At 62.8% G+C, this 19,520-nt stretch carries 14 protein-coding genes; 2 read left to right on the top strand and 12 right to left on the bottom strand.

Annotated features, from left to right (window positions below; all coding sequences use genetic code 11):
* Nucleotides 1-316 precede the first annotated feature (316 nt).
* A complete protein-coding gene (locus tag M5G18_RS00165) occupies nt 317-1,291 on the top strand; it encodes a hypothetical protein (RefSeq protein WP_273898597.1) in 975 nt (324 codons plus the stop codon).
* 393 nt (nt 1,292-1,684) lie between these two features.
* Here the strand turns inward: M5G18_RS00165 and M5G18_RS00160 are convergent, their stop codons facing one another.
* Nucleotides 1,685-4,042, bottom strand: coding sequence for a tetratricopeptide repeat protein (locus M5G18_RS00160; protein WP_273898598.1), 2,358 nt, complete (start codon nt 4,040-4,042; stop codon nt 1,685-1,687).
* Between the two features lie 201 nt (nt 4,043-4,243).
* On the opposite strand from M5G18_RS00160, the gene M5G18_RS00155 reads away from it, so the two are divergent.
* Nucleotides 4,244-4,915, top strand: a complete 672-nt coding sequence (locus tag M5G18_RS00155) for a DUF3313 domain-containing protein (RefSeq protein ID WP_273898599.1) — start codon at nt 4,244-4,246, stop codon at nt 4,913-4,915.
* A gap of 46 nt (nt 4,916-4,961) precedes the next feature.
* Here the strand turns inward: M5G18_RS00155 and M5G18_RS00150 are convergent, their stop codons facing one another.
* The 11 genes from M5G18_RS00150 to M5G18_RS00100 form a co-directional block, all read right to left on the bottom strand.
* Complete coding sequence (locus tag M5G18_RS00150; protein ID WP_273898600.1) at nt 4,962-5,957, bottom strand: DUF3829 domain-containing protein; 996 nt, start codon at nt 5,955-5,957, stop codon at nt 4,962-4,964.
* The gene (locus M5G18_RS00145; RefSeq protein WP_273898602.1) at nt 5,954-7,600 is read right to left on the bottom strand and encodes a J domain-containing protein; all 1,647 of its coding nucleotides are present in this window, start codon (nt 7,598-7,600) and stop codon (nt 5,954-5,956) included. The genes M5G18_RS00150 and M5G18_RS00145 overlap by 4 nt, the downstream gene beginning before the upstream one ends.
* Before the next feature lie 99 nt (nt 7,601-7,699).
* Entirely contained in the window at nt 7,700-10,204 is a 2,505-nt protein-coding gene (locus M5G18_RS00140) for a fused MFS/spermidine synthase (protein ID WP_273898603.1), read from the bottom strand.
* A gap of 209 nt (nt 10,205-10,413) precedes the next feature.
* On the bottom strand, nt 10,414-11,988 hold the full coding sequence (locus M5G18_RS00135; RefSeq protein WP_273898604.1) for an arylsulfatase: 1,575 nt from the start codon (nt 11,986-11,988) through the stop codon (nt 10,414-10,416).
* A gap of 52 nt (nt 11,989-12,040) precedes the next feature.
* Complete coding sequence (locus tag M5G18_RS00130) at nt 12,041-13,063, bottom strand: HAD family hydrolase (protein ID WP_273898606.1); 1,023 nt, start codon at nt 13,061-13,063, stop codon at nt 12,041-12,043.
* Nucleotides 13,060-14,364 (bottom strand): hypothetical protein, encoded by a 1,305-nt coding sequence (locus tag M5G18_RS00125; RefSeq protein WP_273898607.1) that lies wholly within the window; start codon nt 14,362-14,364, stop codon nt 13,060-13,062. The genes M5G18_RS00130 and M5G18_RS00125 overlap by 4 nt, the downstream gene beginning before the upstream one ends.
* Nucleotides 14,361-15,953 carry a VWA domain-containing protein gene (locus tag M5G18_RS00120; protein WP_273898608.1) on the bottom strand — a complete coding sequence of 531 codons (1,593 nt, stop codon included), beginning with the start codon at nt 15,951-15,953 and terminating at the stop codon, nt 14,361-14,363. The genes M5G18_RS00125 and M5G18_RS00120 overlap by 4 nt, the downstream gene beginning before the upstream one ends.
* Nucleotide 15,954: 1 nt before the next feature.
* Nucleotides 15,955-16,947: a vWA domain-containing protein gene (locus tag M5G18_RS00115; protein WP_273898609.1), complete on the bottom strand. Its 993-nt coding sequence runs from the start codon at nt 16,945-16,947 to the stop codon at nt 15,955-15,957.
* Nucleotides 16,934-17,536, bottom strand: coding sequence for a DUF4381 domain-containing protein (locus M5G18_RS00110; protein WP_273898610.1), 603 nt, complete (start codon nt 17,534-17,536; stop codon nt 16,934-16,936). Before M5G18_RS00110 ends, M5G18_RS00115 begins: the two co-directional genes overlap by 14 nt.
* Nucleotides 17,533-18,471, bottom strand: a complete 939-nt coding sequence (locus tag M5G18_RS00105) for a DUF58 domain-containing protein (protein WP_273898612.1) — start codon at nt 18,469-18,471, stop codon at nt 17,533-17,535. The genes M5G18_RS00110 and M5G18_RS00105 overlap by 4 nt, the downstream gene beginning before the upstream one ends.
* Before the next feature lie 8 nt (nt 18,472-18,479).
* Nucleotides 18,480-19,460 carry an AAA family ATPase gene (locus M5G18_RS00100; protein ID WP_273898615.1) on the bottom strand — a complete coding sequence of 327 codons (981 nt, stop codon included), beginning with the start codon at nt 19,458-19,460 and terminating at the stop codon, nt 18,480-18,482.
* Between the last annotated feature and the right edge of the window lie 60 nt (nt 19,461-19,520).

The raw sequence follows: 19,520 nt of genomic DNA, 5'->3' as shown, positions 1-19,520 counted from the left end.
TTTCATGAGTGAGAGAGCGGGAAATTTTAGAATGGATCTATTTTTCTATTGTTTAGTATCGATTTCCTACTGTCAGAAATTACAGTTTTTTAGAGTTTTTCGCTTTATCTGTAATTTCTAAACGGAAAGTTTCATATGGAAACTGAATGCTCGCGGATTGATTGCACAATCGGGTTCTGACGCCATGTACCGGGGAATCCCCTACGACGGGCGTATTTCAGAGATTTTTCCTTGGGTCGATGGTGGCCTTTTGGTAGAGTCCCCGTCGCCAGCGGGTTTTCGGCTGGACGACGGAACGAAGAAGGGAGTCTGATCAGTGAGTCCGGGCAAAAAAATTCTGGGCATCACCGCGTTGCTGCTGATGGTGACGCTGTGGGCCGGTTACATCTATGTGTTCAACGAAAACCGTGGCGGTCAGCTCGGTGGCGTCGGCGAAAGCACCGCCTGGTGCGGCACGCCGCCGAACACCGAAGCGGCGCTGCTGGGCAAGGATCAACTGACCCTGCGCATCACCAACAACCTGCGCGGCGAGTTCATACTCAGCGGCGCGGTGGTTGTCTCCGAACGCACTTTCAACCGCTATGACCTGGGCCGCAACGAATTGCGTCTGCGCCTGGAACCTTTGCAGTGGTCGTTTGGTGTCACGCCGATCTTCCTCGAACAGGTGAAAGTCCTGCCCCTGAGCCGCAACCTCGCCTCGACCGACAAGAGTGCCTTCGCCGAACTCGAATCGCGCCCGATCAGCGTTCAGGGCCGGGTCACCGAATTTCCTTTCGACACCTATCGCTACGGCTACAAGCCAGTCCTGTATTACCTCAAGGGTAGCGAGCGCATCGACCTGCGCTTCAAGAACATCACCACGCTGATGGAGATGTCCAACACCTTCACGCCGATCCAGAAGTACAACCGCGCCGACTACATCAACGAGAAAAACTCGATGATCCGCGACGAGGACTACAAGGCCTACGGCCCCCACGAATGCGCGTTCAGCGTCGAGCGCAAAGGCTCGTTCAAGGTCGTGGTGCTGTTGATGCTGCTGGTGCTGTGCCTGCCATTGTTGCTGGTGTTCTACCGCGATGAGCCGGGGATCGACTTCCTTGCAACGCTGGTGGGGATCGGCGTGGTGCGCACGGTGCTGGTGGGGCCGGTGCAGGATTTCCAGCTGTACAACATTGATTTTCTGTTTGGTGCGGCGATTTTGCTGGTGGGGACGGTGTCGCTGATCAAGGCGATGCGGGCGAACAGTCGGCGGGAGATGGCGTTGAGGAGTGGGGAGACTTCGAGCTGGTAGCTCTTGTGGTCCGCTAAAGTCAAAAGCTCCCTCACCCCAGCCCTCTCCCGGGGGGAGAGGGAGCCGATTGGGGAATATTGGAGAGGTTCACCGACGTGAGAGATTGGTTGTGAATCCATAATCGACACGGTTTTTCAGGTCGATGTATTTCGCAAGACATCTCAGTCGGTTCCCTCTTCCTTCGGAAGATTGGTTGTGAATCCATAATCGACACGGTTCTTCAGGTAGATGTATTTCGCAAGACATCTCAGTCGGTTCCCTCTTCCTTCGGAAGATTGGTTGTGAATCCATAATCGACACGGTTTTTCAGGTCGATGTATTTCGCGAGACATCTCGGTCAGTTCCCTCTCCCTCCGGGAGAGGGTTAGGGTGAGGGCAGCAATCTCCAGCCGATCACTTCAAAGCCGGATCCCCCATATTCAGCTTCTTCCACCCCTGCAACACCACCTGCGCCTTCGGCTCCTGCCCACTGTCGAGATACCACTGAATCAGCGACAACCGCGCATTGCGGTTCGCCGGTTGCTGCTTGAGCAGCGCCTCCAGCTGCGCGCACGCCTCATCGACCTTGCCACTTTCGTGCAGTGCCACCGCCAGCACATAACCGTACTGCGCGTTCTGCGGTTCCAGTTGCGCGGCCTTGCGCAGAGGTGACATGGCTTCGGCCGGTTTGCCGGCGCGGATCAGCGAAAGGCCCCGGGTGTGCTGCAACAGCGCGGCATCCGGATGTGCCTTGAGGTTTTCATCCAGCAGTTGCTGCGCCTCGGGGCCGCGACCGTTGGCCTCCAGCCATTGCACCAGCGTCACCAGCGCCGGGTAGAAATCCGGGTCGCGTTTCAGGGCTGTGCGCAACAGGCCTTCAACCTCCGAATTGCGACCGCTGGCCTGATAGAGCATCGCCAGATTCAGGTTGGCCTCGGCACGTTCGGCCAGGCTCTTCTGTACGGCTTCGTACTCGGCAATCGCCGCCTCCCAATTGGCCTGCGCCGGGCCCAAACCATTGCGGGCGACACTCAGCAAATCCCGCGCCGCAGCGATTCTCACCGCTCTCACCGGATCAGCCAGCAACGGCGTCAACAGCGATAAACGCTCCGGCGGCGGCAAGAACGCGCTGACCGCCCGCACGGCATTTTCGCGAACCTGTGGCGCCGGGTTTTTCAGGTCGGTCGTCGCCAGCGTCAGGGCTTGTTCACTCGGATACAGCGGCAGTTCCGCCAGCAACGTCGCCCGCTGGATCGCCGGCAGATTGCTGCGCTGCAACTGTTCATACAACGCTTGCGCCGCCCCGGGTTGGCCGTTGCGAATCAGCCACAGGGTTTCGTCGTAACGCGGCGCTTGCGGCGTGGTCGAGGCATTCCACAATTTGAACTGCGCAGTGACCTTGTCGCCAGCCTTGCCCTGATGGCAGGTCAGGCAGGCGTCCGGCGTGCCGAGTTTTTGCGCGCGTTCGGGGTTGGGGATGCTGAAGCTGTGGTCATGCCGGAAATCGTTGCCCATGTAGAACTTGCCGGGCATGTGGCAATCCACGCACTGCGAACCGGGCTGGCCCGGGGTATGGCGGGTGTGTTCGATGCTGTCGTAGTTCTTCGCTTGCAGGCCTTTGCCGTCGACGCCTTCGACCGAGGTCTTGCCGGCGGTGTTGTGGCATTGCAGGCACACCGCATTGCCCGGTGCTTTCAGCTCGGTGCTGTGAGGGTTGTGGCAATTGCTGCAACGCACGCCCTTGTCGAACATTTTGCTTTGGGCGAAGGAGCCGTGTTCGAACACTTCGTCCTTGATCTTGCCGTCCAGCGCATACAGCTCGCGGGTGAGGACGCTGGGCAGGTAATCGTCCATCAAGCGTTTGCCGACGGTGTAGCCATCACCCAACGGCGCGCGGCGGGCGTGGCAGCGGGCGCAGGTTTCGATTTCGACGGTGGCGTTCTTGTCCTTGAGATCGACGGCGAACCCGGCGTGGATCAGGTCGGTTTTCTTCGCCGTCCATTCCAGGTGGTTCGACGCCGGACCGTGACAGGCCTGGCAGCCGACGCCGAGGCTGTTCCACTGACTGGCGAAGGTGTTGCTGACCGCGTCGAAGTTACGCTTGTACCCGGTGGTGTGGCACTCGACGCACATGAAATTGGCGTTCTGGCTCGGCTTGCTCCAGTGCAGCGGATTCTTGAAGTTCACGCCCTGGCCGGGGTAGAGGTGAAACCAGCGGTTTTTCTCGGTATCCCAGGCCACGCCGAGCGCCTGCAATCGGCCTTCGCCGACTTCGATCAGGTATTGCTGTAGCGGTGCGATGCCGAAGGTGTAGGCGACTTTGAAGTCGGCGTTCTTGCCGTCGATGCCTGGAGTGTTGACCCAGAAGTCGTCGCCCTTGCGCGAAAATCGGGTGGTCTCGTTTTCGGCTTTGACAACGACGTTGTTGAAGTCGCCAAGCATGGTTTCGGCGTTTGCCGGTTGCATCGCCAACTGGTGATGAGAGCCTTGCCAATCCTTTACCTGCTCGCTGTGACAGCCCTGGCATTGCTGCTCGTCAACCATGCTCGCAGGCGCCATCGTCACGGCGGGTGCAGGTTTGGCCGGCGCCACAACCGGGGCGCTCACGGGCATCGGTTTGACCGGCACCGGCGCAGGGCTGAACAGAAACCAGCCGATCCCCGCCACGGCGGCCAGCAGCACGCCGATGGAAACGGGAAACAGGTAACGTGAAAGCGAGGTCGGTGAAGCATCAGGCTGAAGCGGTGCAGCTTTATTCTTATGCTTGGGCATTGCGACTTCCGTAGTCCAGGTGCATTTGCCGTCTGGCGCGCGTTCAAGCTTGATGCAGCTTTGCCGCCTGACCTGCATCTGTCAAATGAGCGCAAGCCGCGTGGTGTGAATATTGTGTTTTGTGATCGCAAACCGCGCGGTTTTAGCTATACCTGTAACTCCCCAATGCAATAAATCCGGCCTTCCGACAGGAGTTACAGCATGAAGCTAGCCGTAATGATGAGCACCCTGTGCATTGCCACGCTGGGCGTGGTGGGCTGCTCCAGCAAAACCGTCGCACCCGACGAGTACTCAGGCTTCCTCAAGGACTACAGCCAGCTGAGGGAGGCCAAATCCCCGTCGGGGGCTGAAGTGATGCGCTGGATTGATCCGAAAATCGACATCGGCAAATTCACCAGCGTCTATATCGAACCGACCCAGCTCTATCCCAAACCGCAACCCACCGTGAAAATTCCGCAGCAGACCCTCAACGGCATCACCAGCTATTACGATCAGGCGCTCAAGCGTGAGCTGGGCAAATCCCTGCCGCTGGCCTCAGGCCCCGGGCCGGGTGTGATCGTGGTACGCGCGGCCATCACTGCCGTCAGCAGCAAGACTGAAGGCTTGCACGCTTATGAGGTGATTCCAGTGGCACTGGTGGCAGCAGCGGTCAGCACCGCCAGCGGCATTCGCGATCAGGAAACCACGCTGGCGACTGAAGCGGTGTTCCTCGATGGCGGCACCAACAAGGTGGCGGCGCAGGTGGTGCGCAAGGGCACCGGCAAACCGCTGGAAAACGATTCGCAGGTGATGAAGGCCGATGACGTGAAAAGCGTGATCGATGGCTGGGCGTCGGACCTGCATCAGTCCTACCTCAAGCTCAAGGCCAAGTAAGACGGGCTGCCGGATCGCTCATGGCGGGCGATCCGGCTGGCTGTCATCAGAACTCGGCTCGGGCGCGGCGGTTGTAGTAGCTGAGCAAGCCGTCGTAGCGGCGGTTGATGGCGTAGAAATCATCACTCAACCGTTTTGGCTCGGCGTGCTCACGCCAGTCCTTTTGCAGGGTATACAGGGCGTCGAGGTATTCGGTCCCGGGCCTGCCGATGTATAACCACAGGTCCCGCGCGGCGTCGGTCTTGTTCTGGAAACCGCCCGTTTGCGAGGCCAGGAAGGGCTCCCGACGATTCCAGGCCTGTTGCAGCTTCGCGGTGGTGTCCGCCAGCAATTGCGGGGTCAGCGTGCGGTTTTTCATGGCCGCTTCGAGCACATCGACAGTTTCCCGGGCCTGGATCATATAGGCCAGCAAATACCAATGAACGTCCCGGCCCTGGCGCGCTTCCAGCAGCCTGAGCTGTTCGGGCCGCTGCGCGGCATCCAGCGGCAGGAGGGCTTGCCTGAGGCGTGTCGAGGCACTGGCGTAATCCTGCGAGACGCGCTCGATCGTTGCCTTTTCTTCAGCGGAGGGCTGTTGCGATGAGGAGATGAAGCTCGCTTCCCGGTAAAACCGTTGAGACGCAAGCGTTGTCGTCACACGATTCAGCGCCAGGGCATATTCATTGGCTATTTGCGCCAGTTCGGGTTGATAAGCCAGCAGTTCGAGTTTTTCGGTAAAACCTAGAGAGCAGGCATCGCGCTGGATGTCTCGCACGTTGAGCGCGTCACTGTCCTCGAAGTCGTTCAGGCTGGCGAACCATCGTTCATCGACCGGTGGACGTGGCTGGGGATGCTTGTAACGGTCGTAGGCCACTCGCCATTGCACGTCGATCCGGTTGACGCAGGCGATCACCGGGCTCAGCGCATTGGCCTGGGCAGTGATCGGCGCATCGCGCTCGTCGAGCCAGAGGTCCAGCTGAAGGAAAGGGCGGCTCGCACTCGTCAGCGCCATCACCACCAGCACGAAGAAAATACCGAGGCAAAACATCATTCTCGAGCTCATGGGCGGGCCTCCTTGCCGTACCACTGCTCGACGGTGGCCGGTGCGCTGCATTCGGGGGTAGTCGCCGGCAAGCGGCTGCACAGGCGTTCGGTCCAGGGTTGCAGACCCTGATTGCGATTGACGGTGCCTTGGCTGGCGACCACTTTGAATACGCCGAGCACGAGGGCCAGCACCACAATGCCGAGGATCGTCCCGCCGACTTTCATGGCCGGACGGCTCTCTTCCCAGGACACCCGTGGCCTGGACTGCCAGCGGCGTACCAGGCCGAAGGTCGCCAGGGTCGCGGCGTACACCGCGCCGGCAATCGGGCCGAAAAACCAGCCGAGCCCGGCCACCATCAACGCGCCGGGCACCAGGTCACGCAGCACGCCGAACGGCGGCGAGTCTTTGAAAGCTCCGGGGCAAAGAGCAGCGCTGAGCCGGTCATCCAGCCGCCATACCCGATGGGCGAGGTTGTGCACCAGCCAATTGAGCCCGGCCACGATCACGCCGAACACCACGGTCGAGATCAAGACGATATTGATCAGTCCACTGAGGCGCACGCCCAACGGAATGTAATGGGTGAACGCGCCGATCAGGCAGGCCAGCACCACGCCCACATACGTCGGCCAGTCATTGAAGCTCAGTTCCCAGCTTTGCCAGAAAAACGCCGTGCCGCCGGGCATCTGTGCGCAGACCTTGGGGTGATTGGCGTACAGCTCGGAACTCAACTTGCGGCACTGCGCCCAGTCTTTTTCGCGCAAGCGTCGGGCCAGTGCGCGGCGGGCGCTGAACGAGCCGGTGCCGAGCAGCAGGCGGGCGGCGCGGTGTTCGGGGGTTGTGGGCGGCTCCAGAGCGAGCTGTTGCTGGTGGGCCACAAAAAACGGCGCATTCTGGCGAGCCAGCAGGCGTTGCCATTCGCCGTCAGGGCAGGGATTTCCCGTGCAGCCGTGCCAGCCTTGACCGGTGCGCACCCGTTCGAAAATCTCGGGAGACCAGAACGGCGCATCCAGCAGCAAATGGCTCAGGGCACGGTTGAGCCATTGCTGATGTTGTTCAGTCGCCAGCCAGTTGAAATCCGCGCAGCGGGCGTAGGCCTGGAGGAATCCGTCGACGTCTTCGCGTCTGAGAGCGTCACGCATCGGTTGCGCAATACGATCGCGCTGCCAGGTGAGCACCAGTTCGATCGATTCCTCGTCCAGCTCAAGGCGTTGCCAGGCGCTGAACCAATGAAAGGCCTGCACCGCCCAGTCCACCAGCGAATCGGAGCAATCGGGGTGCTCGATGCAGTGATGCAGCACTGTGTCTTCGAAGATGTGTGCACAGCCTTGTTCGCGGGCGACGGCATGGCGATGGTTCAGTTCTTCGACACTGAGCCCGTGCAGCGAACGGGTCGCCAGTTGCAGGGCATCGACCTCGACCACGGTCAGGCCGCTCAGGTCCCAGGATTCTTCAATGCCCGGGTCCTGCGCTTGTTCTTCATCCTGCTCGTGATACTGCTGCCATTCCTTGTAGGCCAGCGCCTGCTCATAGGCATCGCGCAGCCGCTGGAAACCCTCGGGGTCGTCGTCGGGGCGGGTCTGTTTGAGCAGGACGGCATATTGGCGTTTGATAGTGCGCACATCGGCGTCGGCCGACAGGCCAAGGACGGTCCAGCAACTCATTGCGATGACAACTCCATAAAAACTGCGACGCGATCCGGTGGTGGCATTCTGATGTTGCGCACCCTACCTGTTTCGCGTCGAAAAGTCCTCGTGTCTCGCTCAGTCGCCGACGAACCAGCGGAAATACGGATTGCCGCCATCCCCGCGCATCACCTCGCGGATGTCCCGTCCCCAGGCATCGCGGTCACCGTCGTAGGCATGCAGGCTGGCGCGATAGAACTGCATCAGGCGCTGGCGGTGGGCTTGCATGCGTTCGTCGAACCCGGCGTCGGCATTCACCAGCGGCGGCGCGACGTACAGGTCCAGCAGGGCGGGCAGCACCCGGGTGATTTCCTTGGTGCGAACCCACGGCGCGTACTCGATGCGCGGCTGGTCGTCGGTCACTGCCGGTGCATCGGCGGCGAAGCGTTCCAGCCCGGCGCGGTCGGTGACCCAGGTCGACAGCAGCGCCGCCGCCGAGCCGATGCCGACGTCCTGCAAGGCGCCGCGTACGCTGTCCTGTTGCAGGCGCTGGGTGATTTTCCCGGCGTCCAGTTCGATGGGCGTCAGTGAACCCACCAGCAGCATTTCGTGGAACTCGCTGGTCCACAGCGTCGCGTACGGGAACACGTCGAGGAAGCTGCGAACCAGCGAGCGCGAGTCGTCGATATTCTGGGTCGGCAGCGGCAGCCATTGTGCGACCAGACCCTGTTTTTCCAGGCGGCTGGCGGCCAGTTGGTAGAAGTCGCGGGAATACAGATTGACCACGCCGGCGGCGGAGGGCGGTGGTGGTTCGAGGGTGATCAGGTCGTAAGTCTGCGGACTGCGCAGCAGTTCCTGACGACCGTCGCGCAGACGCACATCGACGCCGGGGTCACTGGCGGCGTTAAAGTTGCCCTTGAACAGCGGCGCCGCCTTGACCACCGCCGGCAGCAGTTCGGCGACCACGCGATTTTCCAGCCCCGGATAACGCAGCAGCGCGCCGGCGGTGATGCCGGTGCCGAAACCGATCACCAGCGCCGAACGCGGTTCGCCGTTGTGGATCAACAGCGGCAGCAGCGCCTGAATGCGCATGTAGCGCAGCGACGGCATGGCATCGCCGGTGTTCGACACGCCTTGAATGTACAAACGCTGGAAGGCGTTGCGGCCTGTGCCCTGGCTGACCACCGCCACCGTGCCGCCGCGTCCTTCCTCATAGAAAGCGAGCGTACCGTTGCGCGCGCCGGGCAGCAGGCTGGCGAGTTTGTTCACGGGCGTCAGCACCGCCAGCGCAACCGACAACAGCCCGAGCGCGACCACCGCCTGACGCCGGCCTTTCTTCACGCCATGGCCTTTGCGCACGGCGAACCAGCCGATGCCGGCGGCGATGATCGCCAACAGGCCCAGCGTGCGCACCAGCCCCAGCAGCGGGATCAGCACGAAACCGCACAGCATCACCCCGACAATCCCGCCCAGGGTGTTGAACGCCACCACCGCGCCGACATCGCGACCGATGCGCTCCTGCCCGACGCTCAAACGCAGGGCCAGCGGAAAGGCCGCGCCCAGCAGCAGAGTCGGGACAAACACAATGGCCAGCGCCGCCACGGCGAAACGCGCGCTCATGCCGGCCAGTTCACTGGCGCCCTGGGTCAGCAGCCAGATTTCCGCCTGGCTCTGGGCGATCACCAGCCAGCGGCCGAGCACGGCGATTTCCAGCAGGGCAATCAGTCCTGCACCAGCGATCAGCAGGCCGAACACGCCCCACGGATCGCGAATCCGTTCAACCCGCCGGGCGAGCAGGGCGCTGCCCAGAAACAGCCCGGCCAGATACGTCGCGAGCACCACGGCGAACGCGTAGGTGCGGGTACTCATGAATTGCACGATCGACTGCGACCACACCACTTCGTAGCCGAGGGCCACGCCGCCGGCGATGGAATACAGCCACAGGGCCGTGCGATCCGGCGCTTTTTCGGTCTGGTGTTTGACCGGCGCCTCGACCGGCATCGGACGCAGGCGCTGCCAGCCCAGCGCTCCGGCGGCGGCCAGCAGGTTGAGCATCGCGGCGGCCAGCGCACTGCCGCGCACGCCGAGGGTGGCGATCAGCAGGAACGCCGCGAGCAACGTGCCGGCGATCGCGCCCAGAGTGTTCGCGGCGTACAACTGACCGCCGGCCTCGCCCGGACTGGCCGCCAGCGAACGCACCAGCACCGGCAACGTGCCGCCCATCAACACCGCCGGAGCGCCCACCAGAAGGAACGGCAACAGCCAAGCGAACAGTCCGACATGATTCTGCAACCAGGCAAACGGGCTGGCCGCCACGCTCATGGCAAAGGTCGCGCCGACGCCCAGCACCGCCACCAGCACTTCCAGCCCGGCATACAGCAACGCCGGCTGCTTCAGCCGATCCGCCCAGCGCCCGAACCACCAGCCGCCCAGTGCGAGCCCGGCAAAGAAGGCGCTGATCCCGGTGGTGATCGCATAGACCTCGACCCCGACCACCAGCGACAGCTGCTTGATCCACAGCACCTGGTAAACCAGCGCCGCAGCGCCGGAGATGCACAAGAGCAGGGCGGGGATCAGCAACGCCGCGGTGGCGGTGTGCGGGACGGGGTGGGCCGGGGATTTGCTGGCGACACGTGAGGACATGCAGATGGCCTTGTTCCGGTTCAAGAGTGGCTGCGACTGTGCGGGCGTCATCGCGGGCAAGCCCGCTCCCACAGGGATCTCTAGTGAACACTAATGTTGTGTACGACTGAAAACCCTGTGGGAGCTGGCTTGCCAGCGATAAGACCACCTCGGTCACAAGCCGAAAACAGTGCCGCTCGCCAACGCAGGCGAGCGGCGGTCACGCAGGTTTACTTGGCTGCTTTCATTTTCTCGGCAATTTTCTTGTCCACTTCCTCGCGGACCTGGTCGATGCTGAAGCTCGCCGGACGCTGGCTTGGCGGGTAATCGACGAAGGTTTGCAGGAATTTGGCGGAACGGCTTATACCCTGGAAGATCAGGTAGTCGTTTTTCGCCAGCCAGTCGAAGTATTGGTCGGAGACCACGTCGGCGCGTTCGTACGGGTCCATGCGCAGATTGAAAATCTTCGGTACGCGCAGGCACGTGAACGGTTCGCTCCAGACCTTGAAGCCGCCCGGTGCACGCTGTTCGCAGAAGACGAACTTCCAGTCGTTGTAACGCATGCTCACCAGTTCACCGTCATCGTTGAAGTAGTAGAACTCGTTACGCGCGCTCTTGTCGGTCTTGCCGGTCAGGTAGTCCAGCTGGTTGAAACCGTCCAGATGCACCTTGAAGTTCTTCCCGCCGACGTCCGCGCCTTTGAGCAGGCGATCCTTGATGTCAAGATCGCCCACGGCCGCGAGCAAGGTCGGGAACCAGTCCAGACCGGAGAACATCTGCGTCGACACTTCACCGGCCTTGACCTTGCCTGGCCAACGGATCATTGCCGGCACCCGATAGGCGCCTTCCCAGTTGGAGTTTTTCTCGTTGCGGAACGGCGTGGTGGCCGCATCCGGCCAGGACCACTGGTTCGGGCCGTTGTCGGTGGTGTAGACCACGATCGTGTTGTCGGTGATTTTCAGGTCATCGAGGGTCTTGAGCAGTTTGCCCACATCGCCGTCGTGTTCGAGCATGCCGTCTGCATACTCGTTGCCGGGCATGCCGCTCTGGCCCTGCATGGACTCACGCACATGCGTGAAGGCGTGCATGCGGGTGGTGTTCATCCAGACGAAGAACGGTTTGTCGGCCTTGGCCTGTTTCTCGATGAATGCCTGCGCGGCGGCGGTGGTTTCATCGTCGATGGTTTCCATGCGCTTTTTGTTCAAGGCGCCGGTGTCTTCGATCTTGCCGTCGGCAAAGCTGTGGATCACGCCACGAGGAGACGCGGCCTTGACGAACTCGGCATCATCCTTGGGCCAGTAAGGGCGTTCCGGCTCCTCTTCGGCGTTCAGGTGATAGAGATTGCCGAAGAATTCGTCGAAGCCATGGTTGGTGGGCAGGTATTCGTCTTTGTCGCCGAGGTGGTTTTTGCCGAACTGGCCGGTTGCATAACCGTGGGCCTTCAGTGCCTGGGCGATGGTGACGTCACGCGCCTGCAAGCCGACGGGTACGCCCGGCATCCCGACCTTGGACAGGCCGGTGCGCAGCGCTGTCTGGCCGGTAATGAAGGTGGACCGCCCTGCGGTGCAACTGTTCTCCGCATAGTAGTCGGTGAACATCATGCCTTCCTTGGCGATCCGGTCGATGTTCGGCGTCTTGTAGCCGACCACGCCCATCGAGTAGGCACTGATGTTGGTCTGGCCGATATCGTCGCCGAAGATCACCAGAATGTTGGGTTTATCGGCCGCTGAGGCAGTTGCCGACAGGGCCATGACTGAAGTCGCCACCAGGGCGAGCCTGGGTATCCACTTGCGTATGCGAGTCATATGACTTGCTCCTTTAGCGCGGGGGTGGGGTGCACGACAAACGTATTTCCTGTTACTTCACTTGCTCGGTTACGGGCGGATCGAACGGGTAGATCCGGCGCCAGTCGCTCGCCATGTCCACCACGGTCCAGCCTCGGGAATTCGCTTCGTCGAGGGCCTTGTCCAGGCGCCCGATATCGGATTGGCGGTCGTAGGCCCATTCGCGTTTTGCGTCGGTGTGATGCACCAGGCCCATGAAACGTTTGCCGGGACCGGCGGCGGTCCACTGGAGCATCTGCAGGTCGCCGTCGGAATTGCCGAAGGCGAGGATCGGCCGACGACCGATCACCGAATCGATGCTCACCGGTTTGCCCGGGCCGTCGTCGTTGTGCGCCAGTTTGGCGGTGCGCACGATCGAGGCCTTGCCGTCCTTGTATTCGAACGCGGTCACGAAGGTGGTGCCGATCACCTGTTCCGGCGGGATGCCGTAGACCTTCTCGGCGAAGGCGCGCATGAAGCCGGTGTCGCCGCCGGAAACGATGTAGGTCTTGAAGTCCTGGCTGCGCAGGTAGTCGAGCATCTCCAGCATCGGCTGGAAGATCATCTCGGTGTACGGTTTGCCGGTTTTCGGATGACGGGCCTGGGTCAGCCAGGTCTTGGCGTAGTCATCGAAAGCCTCGGTGGTCATGCCGGTGTGGGTGGCGGCGAAGATCTTCAGGATGCCGTCCATGCCGGCGGCGGCCAGCGCCTTGTGATCGTTTTCGATCACCGCTTTGAACGGCTGTGTGGTCTTCCATTCCGGGTGTTGCGCGGCGGTGCGTTTGACCTCGTCGAAGGCGAACAGCAACTCGAAATACGCCGGTTGCTCGCTCCACAACGTGCCGTCGTTGTCGAACACCGCGATGCGTTCGGCGGGTTTGACGAAGTCCTTGCCGGACTGATCGGTGACCGCCTCGACGAACTCGATGATGTGCTTTTTCGCCGGGCTGTCGTTCCACGACGGCAGCGGCTCGCTGGCCTGCGCCAGCAGCGGCATTGCGAGGCCGAACAACAGGGCCAGGCCGAAACGTTGGCGGTGCAGCATCGGGTTCGTCATGGGAAATCCTTCTCGTGAACGGGGTTGAGCGGGCGCAGGGCCGGGGCCGGGTGGGCCTGCTGCTGTTCGGCCTGACTGTGAAGCGTAGACAACGATTGACGCAGTTGACCCAGTGCCTGCCCAGCGGCCGGATCGCGCCCGTAAAGGCTGCGCAACAGTCCTTGCAGGCGCGGCCCGGCGTGGGTCAGTTTCAGGCCCAGTCCGCAACGGCGCAGCCACAGGTACAGGGCCGTCAGTTGCGGCGGTTGCCCGGCCAGTTGCCCGGCGACCTGTTGCCACGCAAAGTCGGCCGATTGCTGGCGGGCCATTTGCCGCGCGAGCTGGCGCTGCTGCCATTGACGGCGCGCACGGCTGAGCGCAGGCCGGCCCAGATAACCGAGCACGCCCAATGCGATGAGTACGGCGAGCCAGATGAATCCCTGGGTCGACAGGTGCAGGCGTTGGTTCTGGCCGAGCCGGCGCAAATCCTCGGTGATCGAGAACACCGGTTTGTAGGTACTGCTGGCGCTGGCCTCGAAGCTGACTGCCGGGACTTGCGCCGTGCGGATCTGTTGCGTGCGCGAATCCCACCATTTCACGTCGATGGCCGGCAGGCTGTAGGCCCCGGCGGTGTCGACGCGATAGCTGACGCTGTCGATGCGCTGACCGCCGAGAATATCGCCGCGCCCGTCATCGAGGCTGCTGACTTGCGGCGTCTTCACATAGCGGCTCAGGCCTTTGACTTCGCTCAGCGCAGGAATCGGCAGGGCCATGGCCAGCGCGCCGTCGGCTTGCAGGGTCAACTGGCGGGTGAGGCTGTCGCCGACCTTCAGCGGCGTGGCCGAACGGGTAACGGTTTGGCTGAAGCGCAGCCCGGTGGCTACCAGCGGGGTTTCTCCGGGGTTGAAGCCGGGTGGCAGGGCGGCGCTGAATTGCAGCGGCTGGCTGCGGGCGCTGATTTCAGCGGTGGCCTGGCCGGGTGCGGCGCTTACGGTGAGCGCCGGAATGTCGAAGGTTCGGGCGGCATTGGGCGTGATCAGGTAGCTGTAGCGCAGGCCGCTGAAGGCCTGGCCGTCGATGGTCTGGTTCAGATGCTGGGCCTGACCGTCCGGTGGCATCACCAGCGCGCCGTCGAGTTTCAGGTCGGGCAGGGTGGCGGCGCTGGTGAACCAGGTGTCGGTGAGGACATCGAGTTGCAGCTCCACCAGACCGCCGACCTTGATGCCGTCGGCGGGTTGCAGGTGGGCCTGTACACGCAGTTGCGGTTCGGCTGCGATTGCCTGGGCGCTCATCAGGCACAGAATCAACAGCATCCGGTTCATGGTCTGGCCCCCGCCTGATCCTGCAGGCTGAATTTCTGCCTGAGGAATTTTGCCGGTGAGGTGGTGAGGTTCTGCAGCCACAGCGCATCCGACGTCGCCTGTTCGGTGGTCACGGCTTTGCTCTGGCCCTTGCCCGGTGTCTTGTCGAACTTGACCTCGTCCGGTTTGGTTTCGGGGGCGTTCTGTTCGGCGCTTTCAGTGTCTTTTTGCAGGGCGATGGCCAGCGCCAGGTTGGCCGTGGCTTCGGGGAATTGTGGTTGCAGCTTCAATGCATGCTGATAGGCCGCGATGGCTTGATCGAACTTGAAGCGGCGCACATAGATGTTGCCCAGATAGAAGTACGCTTGTGGCGTGTCGAGCCGGGCGAAGGTCGCCAGCGCCAGATCAAAGTCGGCGGCGTGATAGGCCGCGACGCCTTTCCAGTACGGATCGACAAACAGCGCCGCCGCTTGCGGGAAATGCTCATGCTCGAAGGCCCAGCGCCCTTGCTGATCGCGGGTGAAGAACGCGTCGGTCAGGGCATTGGCCTGCGCCGGCGCTGACGGCCAGCCGAGGCCCACGGCGAGGGCCACGGCGAGGGCCAGCGCCGGCATCCAGTTCACGCTCCAGCCCCTGCGCACGCTGAACAAGGCCAACAGCAACAACGGCCAGCACAGCCAGTAGCCGGCGTCCTTCCAGTGCAATTCCTGCTGTTCGGCGCTGGCGCTCTGAAAGTGTTGTTGCGCGTGCAGTTCGACCCAGTCCAGATCGTCGTTCGTCAGGGTCAGACTGCCCAGCGGCGCATCGAGAGCCGAGGCCAGTTGCTTGATCGCCGCCGGGTCGAAGCTGCCCAGTACGGGGCGACCGTTGCTGTCGGTGCGCGGCTGGCCGCTCGCATCCTGAATCAGCCCGCCGTCCTGATTGCCCACCGCGAGCACCAGCACTTGCAACCCGGTGCCCTGCAACTGTTTGCCCAGTCCATCGAGCTGCGCGGTGTCGGCGCCGTCAGTGATCAACAGCAGGCTGCCCGGGGTTTTCTCGGCATTCAGCAGACGTTTGGCCTGATCGATCACGGCGCCGACGTTCTTGCCCGGTTTGTCGATCAGCCCGGTGCCCAGTGCCTGAATGAAGCTGTCGAGCAACGCCGGGTCATCGGTTGCCGGCAGCACCAGATGCGCGCTGCCGGCGTAGGCGATCAACGCGGTGCGCGCACCGGCGCGGCGCTGGATCAGGTCGTGCAGTGTGTGTTTGGCGGCGTCGAGGCGGGTCGGCGGAACATCGCTGGCGTCCATCGACGGCGACAGGTCGACCGCCACGATCAGCGGCGCACGATTCTCCAGAAAGTCTGGCCGATCCTGCTCCCAGGTCGGCCCGGCCGCCGCCACGGCGCCCAGCACCAGCAACGCACTGAGTAAATGCACCGGGCGCAGGCGCTGATGATCCTGCGGGGTGACCAGCAGGTGCGGCAGCAGATGCTCGGCGATGTTGCCGCGCAGGCGCCGCTGCAAGTCGCGGCTGCGTCGCCAGATCAACGGCAGCAGTGCCGCGAACAGCGCGAGCAGCAACCACAGCGGACGCAAGAAATGGAAGTCACCAAGATTGATCTCCATCTCAGGCCTCCTGCCGCTGACGTGCAACCGCCAGCCTTGGGCGCAGCAGCGCGCCGAGGTGATACAGGGTCAGCAACACCAGCGCCGCGCCCAGCGGCCAGTAAAACAATTCGCGCTGGGGTTGATGGCTGAGGGTCTTCACTTGATGCGGTGTGAGCCGGTCGAGGGTGCTGTAGACCTGATCCAGCGCGGTGCGGTCTTCGGCGCGGAAGAACTGGCCGCCGGTGGCCTGGGCGATCTGTTGCAGGCTCTGCAGATTGACCTTGGCCTCGCCGGAGGCGCTGGGGTCGCCAATGCCGATGGTATGAATCACCACGCCTTTGGCGGCAGCCATGTCGGCGGCATGGTCGGGGGTGATGGCGCTGCTGGTGTCGTTGCCGTCGGTGAGCAGGATCAGGACTTTTTCCTGTTCATGGGCCTTGTCCAGCAGCTTCAGGCTGAGACCGATGGCATCGCCGATGGCGGTGTTGGGGCCGGCCATGCCGATGCCGGTGTCCTCCAGCAACAGGGACAGGCTGGCGTGATCGAGGGTTAGCGGCGACTGCGGATAAGCACCGCTGCCGAACACGATCAGGCCGAGGCGATCGTCCTTGCGCTTGTTGATGAAGCCTTGCACGACCTCTTTGACGGCGGCCAGGCGATTGATTTTCTGGCCGGCGGCGTTAGTGAAATCCTCGGTCTCCATCGACTGCGAGAGGTCGATGGCGAGCATCAGGTCGCGCACCGGTTGTTGGCGTTCGATGGGTTTTTCGACGAACACCGGGCGCGCGGCGGCGACCAGCAACAGGGACCACACCAGCACATTCAGCCACAGTTGCCAGTGATTGCTGCGGGTGCCGGTACTGGCCGGGGTTTCGCCGACGGCGCGGCTCATGGCGCCGAAGAACGGCACACGCACGGCGCTGCGCGCTTCCTGATAGGCGGGCAGGTAACGGAAGGCCAGCCAGGGCAGCGGCAGCAGGAGCAACAGCCAGGGGTAATCAAGCTGCCACATGATGACGCTCCACCCAATGTTGGCAGGTATCGAACAACGCCAGGCGCTGCGGCGCGGGCAGGGCGCGCAACGCGTCGTCCGGGGCGTAGGCGAGTTGCGCGAGTTGTTCGCTCAAATCCGCCGGCAGCGGCTTTTTGCAGTGCCGCTGCAAGAAAGCTTGCCAATCCTCCCGTCCCAACGCCGCTGGACCCTGTGGGAGCTGGCTTGCCAGCGATGGCGTCCTGTCAGTCAATAAAGATGTTGGATGTGATGGCCCCATCGCTGGCAAGCCAGCTCCCACAGGGTTCGCATTCCAGCGGGTAGATTTGTGGGTGGGCATCGAGAGGGCCACACGCTTGAGCAGTTCCGGCAATTCGCGCAAGGCATTCAAGTCATCGCTGCGCTCGCGCAATTGCGCCAACCGCACCAGCGCTTCACGCCGATATTGGTCCCGTCGCCATTGCCGATAACGTCGCACACCGATCAGCACCGCGGCCAGCACCAGCACCGCCAGCAACACCCACCAGCCCCAGGTCTGCGGTGCGTAGCTTACCGGCGCAGGCAGGCCCAGCTCCTTGAGCTGTCCGATGTCCGGAACGTTCGGACTCATCGCCTCGAACCCGTGGATTTACCAAGCTCGGCACGTAATTGCTGATGCGCTTCTTCGGCGGTGCTGAACATCATCAAAGGCACCTGACTACGGCGCAGCAGGGTGGCGACGTCCTTGAGCCGACCCCCGAGGAAATCCCCCAATGGCTGGTGCACGCTGCGTTTCTCGACCGCCAGTTCCACTTGCAACTGGCCCTGGGTCACCAACAGCCGGCCGTCGCTCGGCAATTTGAGCGCCATAGGGTCGTAAACTTGCAGGGCGATCACGTCGTTGTGCGCCGCCAGTTGCCGCATCAACTGCAAGGTGCGCTCGCCGGCCCCGGCGAAATCACTGACGATGCAGATCAGATGGTCATGCCCGGCCACCGCGAGGCAACGCTGCAAGGCCTTGTCCAGCTGATCCTCGTCTTCGGCGTCCGGGTTGCCGGCGTTCAGCGCCTGATTCTGTTGGGCGATGCGGCTCAGCAGCGCTTCGACCCGTTTGCGGCTGCGCAGCGGCGCGATGCTGTCGATGCGTTGATCGTTGAACACCAGCCCGCCGACCCGGTCGCCGGCATGGAACACCATCCACGCCGCCAGCGCGCCAAGTTCGGCGGCGACGGCGGATTTGAAGCTGCGTTGTGAGCCGAAGAACATCGACATGCGCTGGTCGACCACGATCAGCGCCGGGCGGTCGCGCTCTTCGGTGAAGGTGCGCACCACCGGTTTGCCGGTGCGCAGCGAGGCGCGCCAGTCGAGGTGGCGCAGGTCGTCACCGGGTTGATAACGGCGCAACTCATCGAAGTTCAAACCCCGGCCGCGCAGGCGCGAAGCGTGATTGCCGGCAAGGATGCTGCCCTGTGGCTGGCGGGCGAGAAAACTCAGGTCACGGGCCTTGAACTCCAGCGCCATCAATTGCGCGAGAGAGACATAAACCAGCCCGTCGGCGGTTTCCATGGCAGACCTCAGGCCGGAATGGCGACTTTGTCGAGGATCCGGTCCAGCACCTGATCGGCACTGACGCCATCGGCCACCGCGTCGTAGCTCAGTTGCAGGCGATGGCGCAGCACCGGGTGCACCACGGCGCGAACGTTGTCCGGCGAAACGAAATCCTGGCCTTGCAACCACGCATCGGCGCGGGCGCAGCGATCCAGGCCAATGCCGCCGCGCGGGCTGGCGCCGATGGCGATCCAGCGGGCAAGGTCTTCGTCGTAATCCGCCGGATGACGGGTGGCGTTGATCAGGTCGATCAGGTAGCGGTCGATGGCGGGGGAAACGTGTACCGCGCTGACCTCCTTGCGCGCGGCGAAGATCACGTCCTGCGCCAGCTCAAAACCCTGGGTCGGCGCGGTGTTGGCGCCCTGGGCGAACTCCTCGGCGCGCAACAGTCGCAGCACCTGGCTTTCGTTGTCGGCACTGGGGTAATCCAGCAAGACTTTCATCAGGAACCGGTCCATCTGCGCTTCGGGCAGCGGGTAGGTGCCTTCCTGTTCGATCGGGTTCTGAGTGGCGACCACAATGAACAGCTCCGGCAGCGCATGGCTGTTGCCGGCCACGGTGATCTGCCGTTCTTCCATGGCTTCGAGCAGCGCCGCCTGCACCTTGGCCGGCGCACGGTTGATCTCGTCGGCCAGAATCAAATTGCCGAACAGCGGGCCGGGCTGGAAGCGAATCTCGTTCCTGCCCTCGACCTGATGCAGCACCTCGGCGCCGGTGATGTCCGAGGGCAGCAGGTCGGGGGTGAACTGGATGCGGCTCATCTTCGCGTCAAGGTGTTTGGCCAGCGCCTTGACCGTGCGGGTCTTGGCCAGCCCCGGCAGGCTTTCCAGCAGCAGGTGCCCGTTGGCCAGCAGGCCGAGCAGGATCTGCCGGATCACCTGATCCTGGCCGAGCACCGCTTCGGCGATGCTGGCTTGCAGGGCGTTGAGGTCGGTCAGTGCAGTCATGTAGCTTCCCTTCTCGACACGTGAGGATCGAATGGCCGGCTATAAAGGAGGCCGGCCGCG

This window comes from Pseudomonas aphyarum (assembly GCF_028657055.1).
Taxonomy (GTDB): Bacteria; Pseudomonadota; Gammaproteobacteria; order Pseudomonadales; family Pseudomonadaceae; genus Aquipseudomonas; species Aquipseudomonas aphyarum.
This window is presented reverse-complemented; position numbering and strand designations above follow the sequence as displayed.